We start from the raw sequence: 17,112 nt of genomic DNA on the forward strand, positions 1-17,112 counted from the left end.
CGGAAAGCTTCCCGATCAGGTCGAAGAATCCGGTAAATGCTGGCAAGGTGGCTCCATGGCTGATCGGGGAGCGCGTGCCCTGTCACTCCCGGAGGACCGGCCCGCCCACCCGGACCCGATTCTCGCGCTCAACCGCATGGGGACGTTCGACTGGGACCTGGACACGGGCCTGTTCCACATGGACGCCCAGGCCCACGAGGTGTTCGACCTGCTGCCCGAGGAGTACGACGGGCGCCCCGAGTCCCTCGCCGTCCGGGTGCCGCCGCCGGAGGCCGCCCGGCTGGACGCGGTGGTCGCCCGGGCCATCAAGGACGGCAGCGAGAACTACGGCGCCTACTTCCGTATCCGCCGCCGGGACGGCACCACGCGCTGGACCCGCACCCAGGGCTACATCCGCCGCGACGCCACCGGCCGCCCGCGCCGGGTCATCGGCATCGTCCGCGACGCCACCGACGAACTCGCCGACAGCGGCGCCCGCAGCCTGCGCGCCGCCCAGGACGAGGCGTTCCGCCAGCAGGCCGGCGTCGTCCAGGCCGTCTCCGCCGCCCTCGCCCACGCCCGCACCGTCCAGGACGTCATCGACGTCCTCAAGGACACCCACGGCATCCGCCGGCTCGGCGCGGCCAGCATGGTGATGGGGCTGGTGGAGGCGGGCCGGATACGGCTCGTCGCCGAGGCTCCCGTCGGCAGTTTCATCCCGGCCGGCCAGGTGAACCGCATCGACGAGCCGTACCCGATGAGCGAGGTCGTGCGCACGCTGCAGCCGCGGTTCATCGAGTCCCCCGAGGAGTTCGCCGAGGGCTACCCGATCCTCTGGCCGCACCTCACCGACCTGCACATCACCTCGGCCGCCTATCTGCCGCTGATCGCCCAGGCCCGCCCCATCGGCGCGATGGGACTGCTCTACGACGACCGGCGCGGCTTCTCCACGGAGGAGCGCGCCGTCCTGGTCGCCCTCGGCAGCAGCATCGCGCAGAGCCTCCAGCGGGCCATGCTCTACGAACAGCAGAAGGACCTCGCCCAGGGCCTCCAGCAGGCCATGCTGCCGCGCACGATCCCCAGCGTGCGCGGCGCCGACATCGCCGTGCGCTACCGTGCCGCCACCGTCGGGGGCACCGTGGGCCGGGACATCGGCGGCGACTGGTACGACCTGATCCCGCTGCCCGGCGGCAGGGTCGGCGCGGTCATCGGCGACGTCCAGGGGCACGACACGCACGCGGCGGCCGTCATGGGCCAGCTGCGGATCGTGCTGCGCGCCTACGCCGCCGAGGGACACACCCCGGCCACCGTGATGGCCCGCGCCTCCGTCTTCCTGCACGAACTCGACACCGACCGCTTCGCCACCTGCCTGTACGCCGAGGCCGACCTCGCCACCGGGGTCGTCCAGGCCGTCCGTGCCGGGCACATCGACCCGCTGATCCGGGACGGCGACGGCAACTGCCGCCGGGCCCCGGTCCAGGGCGGGCTGCCGCTCGGCCTGTCCGCCGAGTTCGGCCGGCTGGAGTATCCCGTCACCACCCTCGAACTCGACCCCGGGCACACCCTGCTGCTGTGCACCGACGGCCTCGTCGAGCGGCCCGGCGCCGACCTCGACGACGGCATGCGCGGCCTCGCCCGGCTCGTCGGCGAGGGCCCGGACGACGTGCGGGACCTCGCCGACCGGCTGATCCAGCTGGCCGAGGAGCGCGGCGGCGACGACGACGTGGCGCTGCTCCTGCTGCGCCGCCGTGTCCCGGAGACGCCCAGGGCCGGCGGGCGGCTCCAGCAGCACGTCGCCCCCGGCGACCCGGAGGCCCTGGCCCAGGCACGGCACATGGTCCGTGCCGCGGTCCGCGCCTGGGGCGCCCGGGACCGGGCCGACGAGATCGAGCTGGCCGCCGACGAGCTGGTCACCAACGCCCTGCTGCACACCGAGGGCTCCGCGATCGTCACCCTGCGGGCACTGGACGGCGGCGACCACCGGCTGCGCGTCGAGGTCGAGGACTCCTCCAGCGCCCTGCCGCGGCGCCGCGACGCGGGCGAGGACAGCGTCTGCGGCCGCGGCCTGCTCCTCGTGGACCGGCTCGCCGACGGCTGGGGCGTGGAGGCCCGCGGCGGCGGCAAGGCGGTGTGGTGCGAGTTCCGGATGCCCGGGCACGCCTAGGGGGTGTCGTTCGGCTCATGCCGGCGTCGCGGAGTCCGGTGCGCACCCCCCGGAGGGGGCACCCCGGCCTCGTTGCCGTCGATCGCCGACTCCCCCATGACCCCGCCCGGGTCAGCCGGCAGGCACCGCTCGTCACGGCCGGCCTCAGCCGAACGGCACCCCCTGACCCCACCGGCCCCGGATGGCACTCTGGACGTATGCCGGAACTTCCCGAAGTGGAAGCGCTCAGGGACCTCCTTTCCGAGCGCCTGGTCGGTCGTGAGGTCGTGCGGGTGCTGCCCGTCGCCGTGAGTGTGCTGAAGACGTACGACCCGCCGGCCGGCGCGTTCGAGGGGAGCCGGATCACCGGCGTGCACCGGCACGGGAAGTTCCTCGACATCGCGGGGGACTCCGGCCTGCACCTCGTCACCCATCTGGCCCGCGCGGGCTGGCTCCAGTGGAAGGACCGGCTGCCGGACGGCCCGCCCAAGCCGGGCAAGGGCCCGCTCGCGCTGCGCGTCGCGCTGGAGACCGGCGAGGGCTTCGACCTCACCGAGGCCGGCACCCAAAAGCGCCTCGCGGTGTACGTCGTGCGCGACCCGCACGAGGTCGAGGGCATCGCCCGGCTCGGCCCGGATCCACTCGCCGACGACTTCGACGAGCAGCGTTTCGCCGCCCTGCTCACGGGTGAACGGCGGCAGCTGAAGGGCGCCCTGCGCGACCAGTCCCTGATCGCCGGCGTCGGCAACGCCTACAGCGACGAGATCCTGCACGCCGCGAAGATGTCCCCGTTCAAGCTCGCCTCCTCCCTCACCCCGGCGGAGACCCGGCACCTCTACGAGGCGCTGCGCACCACGCTGACCGAGGCGGTCGAGCGGTCCCGGGGTCTTGCCGCCGGGCGGCTGAAGGCCGAGAAGAAGAGCGGGCTGCGCGTCCACGGCCGCACCGGCGAGCCCTGCCCGGTGTGCGGGGACATCATCCGCGAGGTGTCCTTCAGCGACTCCTCGCTCCAGTACTGCCCGACCTGCCAGACGGGCGGCAAGCCGCTGGCGGACCGCAGGCTGTCCCGGTTGCTGAAGTGAGCCCCGCGGCGCCCCGGTCCCGAAGTGCCTCAGTCCTGCGGTGCCTTGAGGCTCACCAGGGGCCGGCCGTCGGTGGTGCGGACGTCGTAGCGGGCGATCTGGTCCGGGTGCAGCGGTGAGGCCCCGAGCGCCGTGAAGGTGCCGGCGGCCCGGCCGGACTGGGTCCAGGTGCCGGCGACCTGTTCGGAGCCGTCCCGGCCGACGATCACGAACCGGCAGGTGTGCGGGCCGGTGCGGTCCTTGACCTTCAGCAGCAGCCGGCTGCCGGAGTCCCCGTCGTCGGCCGTGACCTCGGCCCACACCCCGGTGTGCGGATCGGTCGCCTCGGTGACGTGGGCGGCCGGCTCGTCCTGGCCGGTGAAGGCCACGAGCCCGGAACCGGCCGCGGCCAGCACCACCGAGGCGGCCAGGCCGTACAGGAAACGGCGGCGGCGTGCCTGCCGCCGGCGTACGACCTCGCCGAGCAGCCGCTCCAGCAGCCGGGGTCCGGGCTGCGTCATGGGGTGCACAAAGCGCGGTGTCGCCCGGCGGTACAGCATCAACTGCCGTGCGGCAGGGCCGAATTCGGTCACCTGTGCCGCGCACTGAGGGCACTCCATGAGGTGGTCCTCGAAGCGGAAGGCGTCCGCCTCGTTCAGCACGCCGAGCGCGTACGCGCCGACGTCGCGATGCCTTTCCTGGGACCTCATGCCGAATCCTCGTGCCGATGGGTGCGGGTGGGGTTACTCCTTGTTGCTCCCACCCGTACGCAGCCGACAGCCGAATCACTCAAGCCACCCGCAGAATCCCGGACAGGAGATTCGGAGCGGCCGGGTCCCCGGATTGGTCCGTTTTCCAAAAAAGTCAGAACAGATGGATCGCCAGGTGCCCGAGCGGCAGCCCGAGCCGCCAGGCCGCGGTCCACACCTTCGGTCCGTCGTCCTCGCCGAGCACCCCCGGGCCGCCCGGCACCGCGTCCAGGTCCGGTGCGAGCAGCTCGGTCTCCTCCAGCCAGCGCCAGGCCTGGGCCGCGAGGGCGAGGTCGGGCGAGCGGGTGCCGGCCGCCCTGGCCTGCACGGTCAGCTCGGCCATGCGGGTGCGCACCCACTCCTGCCACTGCTGGTCGTACGCCGTCAGCGACAGCCAGGTCTCCAGCTGGGAGATCACGCGGATGCCGGACAGCTCCCCGTCGGTGTCGGAGAGGAAGACGGTCAGCGCCAGCGCGTCCCGGCCGGCCCGGAACTCGAAGGACGTCGGCGGCATGAGGTCGCCGGTGCGCAGCAGCTCGTCGGCGATGTACTCGGCGTACAACCAGGCCATGGGGACGGCCAGTTCACCGCCGTCGGTGCCGTCCGTGCTCTCGTGTCCTCTGTGCAGCATCCCTTCCCGCCCTTCCTCCGGTGCGTGCGCGTGGCCCGGCTCCGTCGGGACGAAGGCCCCGGCCCGCCCGGAAACGCGGATGAGGACAGCCCATTGCCCAGACGGGGGCCTCAGCAAGGCGCTTTGCCGAGGTTTGACCCGGCCTCCGGTTTCAGAGCAGGCCGGCCGAGTAACCCGGCAGGACCCGGCGCAGCGCACGCAGCGCGTAGAACGCGCGAGATTTCACGGTACCGGGTGGTACGCCCAGGGTCTGCGCCGCTTCCGCCACACTGGCCCCGAGGAAATACACCAGTACAAGGACGTCACGGTGCTCCGGCGTGAGTGTCTTCACAGCCTCGCGCACGTCGAGCATCTGCGCGGCCCGTTCGGCGTGATCGGCGCTCACCCGGGCGCTCTCCGGGATGTCGCCGCCGGCCTCGGGGGGCCGTGCCCGCCTGGCCCGCCGGGCGTCGATCGCGAGCCGCCGGGCGACGGTCAGCAGCCAGGGCCGTACCGAGTCGAAGTCGTCGGCGTGCAGGGCCTCCGGATGCTGCCAGGCGCGCACCAGGGTCTCCTGGGCGAGGTCCTCGGCGCGCTGGCGGTCCCCGTCGCAGAGCCGGAGCAGAAGGGCGAACAGGGGCCCGCCGTGCTCGCGCTGGAGCGCGGCCAGTTCGTGTTCGGCGGTCGTCGTCCCACGGGCCGGTGCGGCCGGCCGGTGGGTGAGCGGGGATGCGGCCGTCATGGCCGTATGGCAGCGCGGCGCGCGGCCGGGGGACAGGGGGCGGGCGCGACCGTGCGACGGGCGGTCGATCGCGTCGGCGAACGGTCGCACGAGCGGCCTTCGAGGGGAACCGGACGGGCTAAGGAGGCGCTCGGTCCGTTTATCCGCGGAGCCGACTCCGTACCCATGTGAAGGTGATGGATAGTCAGTAAATACGATTTTATGAGGTGAGCTGATGTTCGGACGCAGACACCTGGTGGCCCTGGCCGTCACCGCCGCCCTCACGGCCGCGGCCGCCGGCGCCAACCACGTACGGCAGGAGTCCGGGCACCGCGCCCCGGCCGGTGCCGTCCGTTCCCTCGGCCGCGGCTTCACGCTCGTCGCCTCCGGGGACGTCCTGCCGCACACCTCCGTCATCGACCGGGCGGCCTACTACGCCGGCGGGCGCGGCTACTCCTTCGGGCCCATGCTCACCGAGATCGAACCCGTCCTCTCCCACGCGGATCTGGCGCTGTGTCACATGGACACCGCCTTCGGCGCCGACGGCCACTACTCCGGCTACCCCGTCTTCACGTCGCCGCCGCAGATCGCCCGAAGCCTCGCCGACGCGGGCTACACCGGCTGCGCCACCGCCTCCAGCCACGCTCTGGACGACGGTGCCGCCGGCGTCCGGCGCACCCTGGACGCCATGGACGAGGCCGGGCTGAAACACACCGGCACCGCCCGCAGCGCGGCCGAGGCCCGCTCGGTCACGATCCTCAGGGCCGGACCGGCCAGGGTCGCGCACCTCTCGTACACCGTCGGCACCGGCGGCCGCCCGCTGCCGGCCGGCAAGCCCTGGGCGGTCGACGTGATCGACGAGCGGCGGGTGATCGCCGACGCCCGCGCCGCCCGGCGGGCCGGCGCCGACGTGGTCGTGGTCTCGGTGCACTGGGGCACCGAGTGGCAGCGCGAACCGAGCGAGCAGCAGCGCGCCCTCGCCCGGCGGCTCACCGCCTCCGCCACCGCCGGCCGCCCGGACATCGACCTGATCCTCGGCACCCACCCCCACGACCCGCAGGCCTACGAGAAGGTCAACGGCACCTGGGTGGTCTACGGCCTCGGCGAACAGATCGCCGGCGAGGTGGCCGACCGCCGGGGGATCACGAGCCCGCGCGGCAACGCCTCCACCCTCGGCCGGTTCACCTTCGCCCCGCCCGCCGCGCCGGGCGGTCGCTGGCGCGTCACCAGAGCCGAGTTCCTGCCGCAGTGGTACGACCTCGACTCCGGGCGCGTGCTCGACGTGAACCGGGCCATCGCCCACGGCGCCCGGCTGGAGGCGGTGCGCGACCGCATCCGGGAGGTGGTGCTCAGCCGAGGCGCCGACCAGGACGGCCTGGCCATGGGGAAGTGATCAGCGCGCCGATCCCCCGGCGGACGGCTGCCCGGCCAGCGCCGAGCGCTTGTAGGAGTAGCCGAAGTAGACGACGCACCCGATCACGAACCACACCGCGAACCGCACCCAGGTCTCCCACTGCAGATACGTGATCAGCCAGATCGAGAAGAGCACGCCCAGCGCGGGCACCACCGGCATCCCCGGGGTGCGGAAGGTGCGCGGCAGCTCCGGCTGACGGTAGCGCAGCACGATCACGGCCGCGCACACGACCACGAACGCCAGCAGGATGCCGATGTTGGTCAGTTCGGCCGCCGAGCCGATCGGCACGAACCCGGCGATGGCCGCCGAGCCCGCCCCGACGATCCAGGTCACCCGGGTCGGCACATGCCGGGTCGGGTGGGTCTTGGCGAACCACTTCGGCAGCAGCCCGTCGCGGGACATGGAGAACCAGACCCGGGTCACGCCCAGCATGAACGTGAACATCACGGTGAGGATGCCGATGATGGCGCCCACCGCGATCACGTCCGCCAGCCGGTCCAGACCCACCGACTTGAACGCGGTCGCGAAGCCGCTCTCCTTGTTGATGTGCCGGTAGTTCTGCATGCCGGTCAGCACCAGGCAGGCCGCCACGTACAGCACCATCGAGATCGCCAGCGAGTAGAGGATCGCCTTCGGCATGTGCCGCTGCGCGTCCTGCGACTCCTCGGCCGCCGTCGACATGGCGTCGTAGCCGAACACCGCGAAGAACACCGTGGCCGCGCCGGTGAAGGCGCCGCCGATGCCGTACGGGAAGAACGGGTGGTAGTTCGCGGTGTCGATGTGGAAGAGGCCCACCCCGATCACCAACAGCACCACCAGTACCTTCAGCCCGACCACGAGGGTCTCGAAGCGGGCCGCGCTGCGGATGCCCAGGTTCAGCAGCCAGGCGATCAGCAGGCACAGGATCGCGGCGAACAGGTCGACCCGGTGCCCGTCCCCGGTGCCGGGCGCGCCCAGCATCCAGTGCGGCAGGTGCGCGCCCGTCTCCCCGACCAGGAAGCTGAAATAGCCCGAGATGCCGATCGCCACGACCGCCACGATCGCGGTGTACTCCAGCAGCAGGTCCCAGCCGATGAACCAGCCCGCGAACTCGCCGAGCACCGCGTAGCCGTAGGTGTACGCCGAGCCCGCCTTCGGGATCAGCCCGGCGAACTCGGCGTACGACAGCGCCGCGCACGCGCTGGCCGCACCGGCGATCAGGAACGACACCAGCACCGCGGGGCCGGCCGTGCCGTTGGCCACCGTGCCGGCCAGGGTGAAGATGCCGGCGCCGATGATGCCGCCCACGCCGATGGCGGTGAGCTGCCACAGGCCCAGCGACCGGTCCAGCCGCGGGCCCTCGCGGACCTCCGTGTCCTCGATGTGCTCGATGGGTTTGCGGCGGAGAATTCCTTCACCCGCGCGGAGCCTGTCCATGAGCCTCACCTCTTCGCCGACGGCAAACGGCTGACGGCGGATCATGATGACTCAGCCACGACCCGTACGGAAGACGCCACGCACGACCCCGCCCGGCGGGACGGACCCACGACTGCGCCGTGCGGCGGCGGACAGCACCCCACCGGGACTCACCCGCGTGCGCTTCGCCTTGCCGGCCCGTGTGCGGGGAGGGTGGCGGTGGCTTGCCTGATTGTTTCCAGGCCGTGGGGCCGCTGGTGTGCTCTTCGCCTTCGGCCGGGCGGGGCTCGCTCGTGTGTGCTTCGCCTTGCCGGCCCGTGTGTGGGGAGGGCGGCGGTGGCTTGCCCGATCGCCTCCCGGCCGCGCCACCGTCGGATCCCATCCGCCCCCCTGCGTGCCCCGTGTTCCCGGTTCGCCGGGACTCACCCGTGTGCGCCTGGACCGGCCTGTCCGGGGGGACGGTGGCAGCGGCCGCCCGGTCGGCCGGCCACGGGTGTCGCCGGACCCCGTCCCCCGGTCCGCCCCGCGCTGTCCGCCCGGTCGGGGGACGGCGGGGGGCCGCCCGGTCGCCCACCCCGCGTGTTCGCGCCAGCCGGCCATGCGGCCCCTGCGCGTGTCCCCGGCCCGGCACCGTCCCACAGGAGCCGCCGGCTGCACAGGGATGCTTCTCGTCGGTGTTCGGCGTGGTCTACGGGACGACCGTCACCGGCCAGCGGCCGGACTTGACCAGGCGTACCGCCACCGAGCCGATGATCCGGTGTCCGGCCTGTTCCGAGGCGCCGACGACCACGGCGTCCGCCTTCAGCTCGTCGGCCGCCTTCACCAGGCCGGTGTAGGGGTCGCCGCGGAAGGTGTGGAACTCCCAGCGCACCTCGAATATCCCCTTGACCCGCTCCGCCGCCTCCCGGATCTGCGTCACCAGGTCCTCGGCGATCTCGTCCGTCGTCTCCGCCACCGGCGCCCCCAGCGCCGCCCCGGCCGCGAGCACCGGCTGCACGTACACCACGGCCAGCAGCGCGTGCTGACGCCGGGCGAGCCCGCCCGCGTACGAGGCGGCGCGCATCGAGGAGTCGGAGCCGTCGACGCCGACCACGATGACCTTGGGCCCGTCCGTGCCACGCTCGAACTGGTGCGCATGCGAATGCGAGTGCTGCCCCTGCTGTTCCGTCACGGTCCGAGGCTATCGGAACCGGTCCTTCCCGCCCGGACTCGGGCGCGCTCTCGACGGGCGGTCCGCCCCGGCCCTTCCTACAGTCGGAACCATGACCGCGAGCGCGCAGCCCGCCGCACAGAGGGACCCCACGGCGCCGGTACGCCCGCCCGCAGGCGGGCGCCTCGGCTGGGTGCCCGAGGCCTTCGCGACCCTCTTCGGCGCCGTCGGCCTGCTGTGCGCCCTGCTGGCGCTCATCGAGCCCCTGCGGCGCCTGTTCCGCCCGGTCGCCGAGGCCCTCGAAGTGCTCCTGGTGCCCATCAGCGCCAACCTCGCCTACGCCGTCTTCCTCTTCCTGCTGGCCGGCGCCACCGCCGCCCGCAAGAAGGTCGCCTGGTGGCTGGTCGTCGTCTACCTCGGCCTGCTCATCCTCACCGACGCGCTCGCCGTGGGCGTCGGCATGTACACCGACGCACTGCTGTCGCTGGTGGTGTCCGCCCTGCTGCTGGTCCTGCTCGTCGTGGCCCGCAGCGAGTTCTACGCCGCCTCCCGCCGCGCCGCCGTACGCCGGGCCCTCGGCGTGCTCGTGGCGGGCCTCGTCGTCGCGACCCTGCTCGGCTGGGGCCTCGTCCTGCTCTTCCCGGGCACGCTCCCGGCGAGCGAGCACCTGGCCTGGGCGGCCGACCGGGTGTGCGGCGGGCTGGTCTCCGAGGGCACCTTCACCGGCCGCCCGCCCCGCCAGGTCAGCTTCGTGCTCGGCCTGCTCGGCGCCCTCGCCCTGCTCAACGCCGCCGCCGCGCTGTTCCGCTCCCAGCGCCTGGAGGCCGCCCTGCACGACGACGAGGAGGCCCGCATCCGGGCCCTCCTCGCGCTCTACGGCGAGCGGGACTCCCTCGGCTACTTCGCCACCCGCCGGGACAAGGCCGTTGTCTTCTCCACCAGCGGCAAGGCCGCCGTCACCTACCGGGTCGAGGCCGGGGTGTGCCTGGCCAGCGGCGACCCCGTCGGCGACATGGAGGCCTGGCCGCACGCCATCGCCGCCTGGCTCGACCTGGCCCGCCGCTACGCCTGGGCGCCCGCCGTGATGGGCGCCTCCGAGGACGGCGCCCGCGCCTACGCCCGCGCCGGGCTCGGCGCCCTCCAGCTCGGCGACGAGGCGATCGTGCAGGTCTCCTCCTTCGACCTGGACGGCCGCGACATGCGGGTCACCCGGCAGGCCGCGCACCGCGTCGCCCGCACCGGCGCGACCTGCCGCATCCGGCGCCACTCCAGCCTCGGCGAGCGGGAGATGGAGGAGGTCGTCGACAAGGCCGACGCCTGGCGCGACACCGAGACCGAACGCGGCTTCTCGATGGCCCTGGACCGGCTCGGCGACCCCGCCGACGGCGACTGCCTGCTCGTGGAGGCCCTGTGCGAGGACGGCCGGCTCCTCGCCCTGCTCTCCTTCGTGCCCTGGGGACGCGACGGCATCTCCCTGGACCTGATGCGCCGCGACCGCGCCGCCCCCAACGGGGTCATGGAGTTCATGGTCGCCGAACTGTGCGCCGCCGCCCCCAAGCTCGGTGTCCACCGGATCTCGCTGAACTTCGCCGTCTTCCGCTCCGTCTTCGAGGAGGGCGCCCGCATCGGCGCCGGACCCGTCCTGCGGCTCTGGCGCCGCCTGCTGCTGTTCTTCTCCCGCTGGTGGCAGCTGGAGGCCCTGTACCGCTCCAACGCCAAGTACCACCCCGAGTGGTACCCGCGCTTCATCTGCTACGGCGACACCGCCGCCCTCGCCCGCATCGGCCTCGCCTCCGGCATCGCCGAGGGGTTCGTCTCCGTACCGTCGCTGCGCAAACTCTGGGGGAAAGGGCACCCGAGGGCCGGGCAGCGGCCCGCCACCACCGCGGGGCTGCCGCCCCTGACGGTGCTCGGCCTCGACGAAGGGGACCGCGCCGGGGCCCTGGCCGCGGGCGCGGGCCTGCCCGAACAGGTCCGCGTCCGCCATCGCACCCTCGACCGGCTGCGCGCCGCCGGCACCGATCCCTACCCGGTCGGCGTCCCGGCCCCCACCCATGCCCTCGCCGACGTCCCCGAGGGCCTGGACGTCACCGTCGCCGGCCGGATCATGCTGGTCCGCGACTTCGGCGGCATCGTCTTCGCGGTGCTGCGCGACTGGACCGGCGACCACCAGATCGCCCTCACCCGCAGTGCGGCGGGCCCCGAGCTGGACCGTTTCACCGCCGACACCGACATCGGCGACCACGTCACCGTCACCGGCCGGGCCGGCCGCAGCGACAAGGGCGAGCCCACCGTCTTCGTCACCTCCTGGCAGCTCACCGGCAAGTGCCTGCGCCCGCTGCCCGACAAACGCCGCGGCCTCGCCGACCCCGAGGCCAAGGTCCGCCGCCGCTATCTCGACCTCGCCACCAGCCCCGCCGCCCGCACGGTGCTCAGGGTGCGCTCCGCCGCCGTGCAGGCGCTGCGCCAGGGCCTGCTGGACCGCGGCTACGTCGAGGTCGAGACGCCGATGCTCCAGCAGATCCACGGCGGCGCCAACGCCCGCCCCTTCACCACGCACATCAACGCCTACGACCTCGACCTCTACCTGCGCATCGCCCCCGAGCTGTATCTGAAACGGCTGTGCGTCGGCGGCCTGGAGAAGGTCTTCGAACTGGGCCGCACCTTCCGCAACGAGGGCGTCTCGCACAAACACAACCCCGAGTTCACGATGCTGGAGGCCTACCAGGCGCACGCCGACTACACCGTGATGCTCGACCTCACCCGCGAGCTGATCCAGAGCGCGGCGAGCGCCGCCCTCGGCTCCCCGGTGGCCCGCAAGGACGGCCGGGAGTACGACATCTCCGGCGTCTGGCCGGTCAAGACCGTGTACGGGGCGCTCTCCGAGGCGCTGGGCGAGGAGATCGGTCCCGGCACCGAGCTGCTGCGGCTGCACCGGCTGTGCGACCGCAGCGGGGTGCCGTACACCGCCGACGACACCCCCGCCGACGTCGTGCTGGAGATGTACGAGCGGCTCGTCGAGGAACACACCCGGCTGCCCACCTTCTACAAGGACTTCCCGACCGAGGTCTCCCCGCTGACCCGCCGGCACCGTGGCGACCCGCGGCTCGCCGAGCGCTGGGACCTCGTCGCCTTCGGCACCGAACTGGGTACCGCCTACTCGGAGTTGACCGACCCTGTCGAGCAGCGCCGGCGGCTCACCGAGCAGTCGCTGCGGGCGGCCGGCGGCGATCCGGAGGCGATGGAGCTGGACGAGGACTTCCTGGAGGCCCTGGAGTACGCGATGCCGCCGACGGGCGGCCTCGGCCTCGGTGTCGACCGGCTCGTCATGTTCCTCACGGGGCTGACGATCCGGGAGACCCTGCCGTTCCCGCTGGTGCGCCGCCGCTGAGGCCCGGCTCCGGGCCCGTCGTCCGGGTGGTGCGCAAGGGCAGGGCCAGCAGCGCGACCAGCGCGGCGGCCAGACACAGCGCCGTACCGAGGTCGAAGCAGTGCCGGACCTCGGTCGCGAGGACGGCCTTGTACTGCGCCGGACCGTGGAGCGCGGTGGTGCTCGTGTGCTGCTCGGTGACCGTCATGACGCCGACGAACAGGGACGTGCCCAGACCGGCGCCGAACTGCCGGGCGGAGTTCAGGAGCTGGGGGAGCGCACCGCTGCCCGACCGGGCGAAGCCGGCCGGCAAAGCGAGGACACCGCAGCCGAAGGCGATCAGCAGCAGCGGCAGCTGCACCGCGCCGAAGCCGTAGCCCGCGCCCGGCAGACTCAGCAGCACGAACCCGCCGGCCGCCACCACGCAGGCCCCGGCCACCGTGCCCGCGAGACCGGCGCGGGCGGCCAGGCGGGGCAGGACCGCGCAGCCCGCGACCACCCCGGCCACCGCGGGCAGCAGCGCCCAGCCGACCTGCATCGGGGAGAGACCGCCGAGCAGTTGGAGGACGAAGGTGAGGACGAGCACGACCCCGGCCAGGCCCGCCGCCAGCAGCGCTACCACGGTGTAGGCACCGAACGCGGCCCGGTCCCGGGACAGCAGGGCCGGCATCCGCCCGCCGCGCCACGCGAGGCCCAGCACGGAGGGCAGCACCGCGGCGCCCACGGCGATGACGACGACCGTCGTCACGGACACGCTCCGGTCGCCGAGCCAGTCCGCGAACCAGGCCAGGAAGCCCAGCGGCACGACGGCCAGCGCGGCACCGGACAGCCGGGCCCGGGCGGCCGGCACGGGCGGCGTCTCGGCCAGCGCCACCGGGGTCAGCGCCAGCAGCACCAGCCCTGCCACGGCCTGGACCCAGAAGACCGTGTTCTCCGTGTCGACGGTGTCCAGCAGCAGGGTGCACGGCAGCAGGACGGCCGGGGTGGCGCAGGCGACGACAGCGAAATGCACGTTCAGCGCCCGGTCCCGGCTGCGGCCCGCGGGATGCGTGGCGTCGATCAGCGCGAGCGCGCCCGCCGTGATCACCGCCGCCGCGACACCCTGCACCGCCCGGGCGGCGAGCAGCACCGAGGCGTCGGACGACAGTGCGGGCGCCGCCGCGGCGAGGCTCGACAGCGCGAACCCGCCCATCAGCACCCGCCGGTGCCCGAACGCCCGGCCGAGCGCCCCCGCGAGCACCGGCAGCGCGGCGAAGCACACGCTGTACGCGGACAGCAGCCAGGTCAGCCCGGAGAAGGACAGCTCCCGGTCGTGCTGGATCAGCGGCAGCCCCACCGCGAAGACCGTGGTGTCGAAGACGACCAGGATCTGCGCGACGGCCAGCAGCACCACGGCCAAGGCCCCGCGTGCTCCCCGGTCCGACGCCCCGTTCGTTCCCCCGGTACGTCCCGCGGTCGTTCCCCCGTGCGCGGCCAACTCGGCTCGCCCCCCGTGTGTGTCATGGCAGTTGCTGTGGACTGATTGCTTATCAGACGTTTACGCGAGGGGCCACAGCAGCTCCCGTGCTCGGCCGACCGGGTGCTTTCCCGCCGCCGCACCAGTGTCGTTGGGGTGCGCCGGAGGCCGGTGGGGCGACTGATGAGTCATGCAGAAGGATCAGTTGCTCACGCGGCGTCGGATGCTCCTCGCCGGGGCGGCGCTGGGGGCCGCGGGTGCCGCCGGGGCCGTCCTCGCGGGCGGCGACGAGGAGAGCGCCCCGCCGGTCGCCGCCCCCGGCCCGCAGGCCCGTCAGGCGCCCAAGTCCTCCGCCTTCCGGCTCCAGCCGCTCACCGGCGACGGCCCGCCGCGCGCCGCACCGCGCCGGCTGAAGGTCCGCACCGAGCCTTTCCTGCGGATCTCCGGGCGTGGCCGGCGCATGATGCTGACCTTCGACGACGGACCCAATCCGGAATACACCCCGCACATCCTGGACACCCTCGCCAAGTACGACGTGCGGGCCATGTTCTTCCTGTGCGGCGAGTGCGTCGTCCGGAACAAGGAGTTGGTGGCCCGGATGGCCGAGGAGGGCCATGTCGTCGGCAACCACACCTGGACCCATCCGCTGCTGACCTCCCTCAGGCGCAAGGAGATCCGCGACGAGATGGTGAGCACCAGCGACGCCATCGAGGACAGCTACGGCGAGCGCCCCCAGTGGTTCCGTGCCCCCTACGGCGCCTGGAACCGGGCCGCGTTCCAGCTCGGCGCCGCGATGGGCATGGAGCCGATGGCCTGGACCGTGGACACCACGGACTGGACGACGCCGGGCGTCTCCACCATCGTCGACCGGGTGGAGAGCGGCGCCGCTCCCGGTGTCGTGGTGCTCTCCCACGACGCCGGGGGCGACCGGTCGCAGACCGTCCGCGCCATCCGGGAATGGCTGCCCCATCTCCTCGACTCCGGATATCACCTGACCGTGCCGCCCAGACGCGTGTGAGGGGCGAACGGCGCGTTCCCGGGGATTCGCCGGCCCGGCCGTGGCGGAGGTCAGTCCACCGCGACCAGGCGGGCGAAGACGACGAGGTTCCCGTCGTAACCGTGCTGCTTCGAGAAACCGCCGCCGCAGGTGATGAGCCGCAGTTCCGCGGTGCCCTTCGAGCCGTACACCCGGTCACCGGGGAAATGGGCCTTCGAGAACACCTCGGTGCCGTAGACCTCGAACACCGCGGTCCTTCCGTCCTTGCGCAGGACGTCGATCCGGTTTCCCTTCCGCAGGGTTCCGAGTCCGTAGAACACGGCGGGGCCCCGCCGGTTGTCGACGTGTCCGACGATGACGGACGTGCCCTTCTCGCCGGGGGAGACGGCACCGGTGAACCAGCCCGCGAGGCCGGCGTCCTCGGACGGGGGCGCGCCGATCCAGCCGTCGGCGTCCAGGCCGACCGGCATCACCGGCGCGTCCACCCGGATCGAGGGGATCCGCACGCGGTCCGCCCCGGAGAACGCAAGCGACGGCGCATGCGCGGCCGGGGCACCCGTGCCGGTGCCGGTACGGGTGTCCGGGGCGGCTGCCGAGGCGGGCTGCGGCGGACCGGCGTCGAAATCTCCGGAACCATTGCGGATGAGTGCCAGCCCGGTCAGCAGAACAAGCGCCATCACGCCCCACGGGGTGCGCTGACGCCGCCGTTCCTCCTCCTCGGCAGGCTCGGACCAACCGGACGCAGACATGCGCCTTCCCTTCTCGCCGCGGCCGTCGCCGTATGCGTCGCGTACGGGAAAACGCTAAGTCCCGCACGGGGCCGTGCGTGACGGGGCGAGCGGCGAACGGGTGGCCCGTCGCGGCTTCGGTGCGCCATCCGAGTTGCCGTTTCCGGGACTTTTCTGATGGTCCGTGACCTGCGGGAATATCGGATTGTGTGCTTTTGGTCCGGCGTGTTGTCTCACCAGGACGGACGATTCTCGGCCTGCGGGCGTGTTCCGGGGGTCCGAGGGTCCCCTCCGGGAGGTGTCTTCCCGCCCGTCGGCCGGGTCTCTCCCGCGGAGGCGTGCACGCGAAGGCCGGTGCGGGCAGCGGTTGTCGCTGCTCGCACCGGCCTTGCGCTGGTCCGGCTCCGGGCTCAGTACGCGGAGTTGACGTTGTCGATGGAGCCGTAGCGGTGGGCGGCGTAGTTGGCGGCCGCGGTGATGTTGGCGACCGGGTCCGTGACGCTCTGGGCGGTGCCGGAGACGTGGTAGGCGTTGAAGGTGGGGTCGATGACCTGGAGCAGACCCTTGGAGGGGGTGCCCTTCTGCGCGTTCACGTCCCAGTTGTTCTGGGCGGAGGGGTTGCCGCCGGACTCGCGCATGATGTTGCGCTTGAGGCCGTCGTAGCTGCCCGGGATGCCCTTGGCCTTCATGATGCCGAGGGCCTGCTTGATCCAGCCGTCGAGGTTGCCGGTGGTGCCGTGGTTGCCGGAGGTGGACGTGACCGCCCGGGTGGGTGCCTTCGTCATGTCGGCGGCGTGCGCGTTGGTGGGCATCAGGGTGACGGCGGCGGCCGCGATGCCGGTGGCGGTGATGCCGGTGAGGGCGAGGGTGCGCAGGCGGGTGGTGAAGGCGGTGTTGGTGATCATGTGGAAGGAACTCTCCAGTGGGGGTCGTCGTCGGAGGGGCGGGGCCCCGCGCTGTGGGCCGGGCCGGGGCGGGAGTGGTGTGTCTCCGTCCGGCCCGTTTCGTGGCTTCCAGCAACGACAGCAATGGTTAGCGGGGGGCGGGCCGGAGCGCAATGATGTGACGTACTAACCCACTTCGGAGTTATGTCCGTTATTCATGGCTTTGGGGGCTTTATATGCTGTTCGGGAGGGTGCGGCTCTACGATGCGCGGTAGGACGTGATCTGCGTCCTATGGGTGCCGTCACAGGCACAGGCCCCGCGGGGCCTGTCGACTCCTAGGGAAATACAGGGTTTCGAGGAGGTTCGGCGGCAGGGCTCTCGACCTCGCATACGGGGCTTCGTAGCGTGCCTCCCCTGAGGATGCGGGCGGACCGTCCGTGCGCCGCGGATGCGG

The 17,112-nt window shown here is 72.9% G+C and carries 13 protein-coding genes; 5 read left to right on the forward strand and 8 right to left on the reverse strand.

Annotation, left to right across the window (positions count from 1 at the left end; all coding sequences use genetic code 11):
* The first annotated feature begins 55 nt into the window (after nt 1-55).
* Nucleotides 56-2,143, forward strand: a complete 2,088-nt coding sequence (locus tag BIV25_RS26970) for a SpoIIE family protein phosphatase (RefSeq protein ID WP_071375031.1) — start codon at nt 56-58, stop codon at nt 2,141-2,143.
* Between the two features lie 197 nt (nt 2,144-2,340).
* Nucleotides 2,341-3,204 (forward strand): Fpg/Nei family DNA glycosylase, encoded by an 864-nt coding sequence (locus BIV25_RS26975; RefSeq protein WP_071375032.1) that lies wholly within the window; start codon nt 2,341-2,343, stop codon nt 3,202-3,204.
* Between the two features lie 29 nt (nt 3,205-3,233).
* Here BIV25_RS26975 and BIV25_RS26980 read toward each other — a convergent pair whose 3' ends face one another.
* The 3 genes from BIV25_RS26980 to BIV25_RS26990 all read right to left on the reverse strand — a co-directional run bounded on the left by BIV25_RS26980 (nt 3,234) and on the right by BIV25_RS26990 (nt 5,284).
* Nucleotides 3,234-3,893, reverse strand: coding sequence for a zf-HC2 domain-containing protein (locus BIV25_RS26980; protein WP_071375033.1), 660 nt, complete (start codon nt 3,891-3,893; stop codon nt 3,234-3,236).
* A gap of 154 nt (nt 3,894-4,047) precedes the next feature.
* The gene (locus BIV25_RS26985; protein ID WP_071375034.1) at nt 4,048-4,563 is read right to left on the reverse strand and encodes a hypothetical protein; all 516 of its coding nucleotides are present in this window, start codon (nt 4,561-4,563) and stop codon (nt 4,048-4,050) included.
* Between the two features lie 151 nt (nt 4,564-4,714).
* Nucleotides 4,715-5,284, reverse strand: a complete 570-nt coding sequence (locus tag BIV25_RS26990) for a sigma-70 family RNA polymerase sigma factor (protein WP_071375049.1) — start codon at nt 5,282-5,284, stop codon at nt 4,715-4,717.
* Nucleotides 5,285-5,498: 214 nt separating this feature from the next.
* On the opposite strand from BIV25_RS26990, the gene BIV25_RS26995 reads away from it, so the two are divergent.
* Entirely contained in the window at nt 5,499-6,656 is a 1,158-nt protein-coding gene (locus tag BIV25_RS26995) for a CapA family protein (protein ID WP_071375035.1), read from the forward strand.
* Here BIV25_RS26995 and BIV25_RS27000 read toward each other — a convergent pair whose 3' ends face one another.
* Both BIV25_RS27000 and BIV25_RS27005 read right to left on the reverse strand, forming a co-directional pair.
* Nucleotides 6,657-8,093, reverse strand: a complete 1,437-nt coding sequence (locus tag BIV25_RS27000) for an amino acid permease (protein WP_071375036.1) — start codon at nt 8,091-8,093, stop codon at nt 6,657-6,659. It abuts the gene before it with no gap.
* 667 nt (nt 8,094-8,760) lie between these two features.
* Complete coding sequence (locus tag BIV25_RS27005) at nt 8,761-9,243, reverse strand: universal stress protein (RefSeq protein ID WP_071375037.1); 483 nt, start codon at nt 9,241-9,243, stop codon at nt 8,761-8,763.
* A 91-nt stretch (nt 9,244-9,334) separates the two neighbouring features.
* Between BIV25_RS27005 and lysX the strand changes: the two genes are divergently transcribed.
* Nucleotides 9,335-12,613, forward strand: coding sequence for a bifunctional lysylphosphatidylglycerol synthetase/lysine--tRNA ligase LysX (gene lysX / locus BIV25_RS27010; protein ID WP_079176913.1), 3,279 nt, complete (start codon nt 9,335-9,337; stop codon nt 12,611-12,613).
* Here the strand turns inward: lysX and BIV25_RS27015 are convergent.
* Nucleotides 12,558-13,985 (reverse strand): MFS transporter, encoded by a 1,428-nt coding sequence (locus BIV25_RS27015; protein WP_256256101.1) that lies wholly within the window; start codon nt 13,983-13,985, stop codon nt 12,558-12,560. The genes lysX and BIV25_RS27015 overlap by 56 nt on opposite strands.
* Nucleotides 13,986-14,238: 253 nt before the next feature.
* Here BIV25_RS27015 and BIV25_RS27020 point away from each other — a divergent pair, with 253 nt between their 5' ends.
* Entirely contained in the window at nt 14,239-15,066 is an 828-nt protein-coding gene (locus BIV25_RS27020) for a polysaccharide deacetylase family protein (RefSeq protein ID WP_071375039.1), read from the forward strand.
* A gap of 50 nt (nt 15,067-15,116) precedes the next feature.
* On the opposite strand, the gene BIV25_RS27025 is transcribed toward BIV25_RS27020, so the two are convergent.
* Both BIV25_RS27025 and BIV25_RS27030 read right to left on the reverse strand, forming a co-directional pair.
* Nucleotides 15,117-15,794 carry a class F sortase gene (locus tag BIV25_RS27025; protein WP_071375040.1) on the reverse strand — a complete coding sequence of 226 codons (678 nt, stop codon included), beginning with the start codon at nt 15,792-15,794 and terminating at the stop codon, nt 15,117-15,119.
* Between the two features lie 389 nt (nt 15,795-16,183).
* A complete protein-coding gene (locus BIV25_RS27030) occupies nt 16,184-16,678 on the reverse strand; it encodes a transglycosylase SLT domain-containing protein (protein ID WP_071375041.1) in 495 nt (164 codons plus the stop codon).
* Nucleotides 16,679-17,112 lie beyond the last annotated feature (434 nt).

Origin of the sequence: Streptomyces sp. MUSC 14, assembly GCF_001866675.1 — a bacterium.
In the GTDB taxonomy this organism is placed as follows: domain Bacteria; phylum Actinomycetota; class Actinomycetes; order Streptomycetales; family Streptomycetaceae; genus Streptomyces.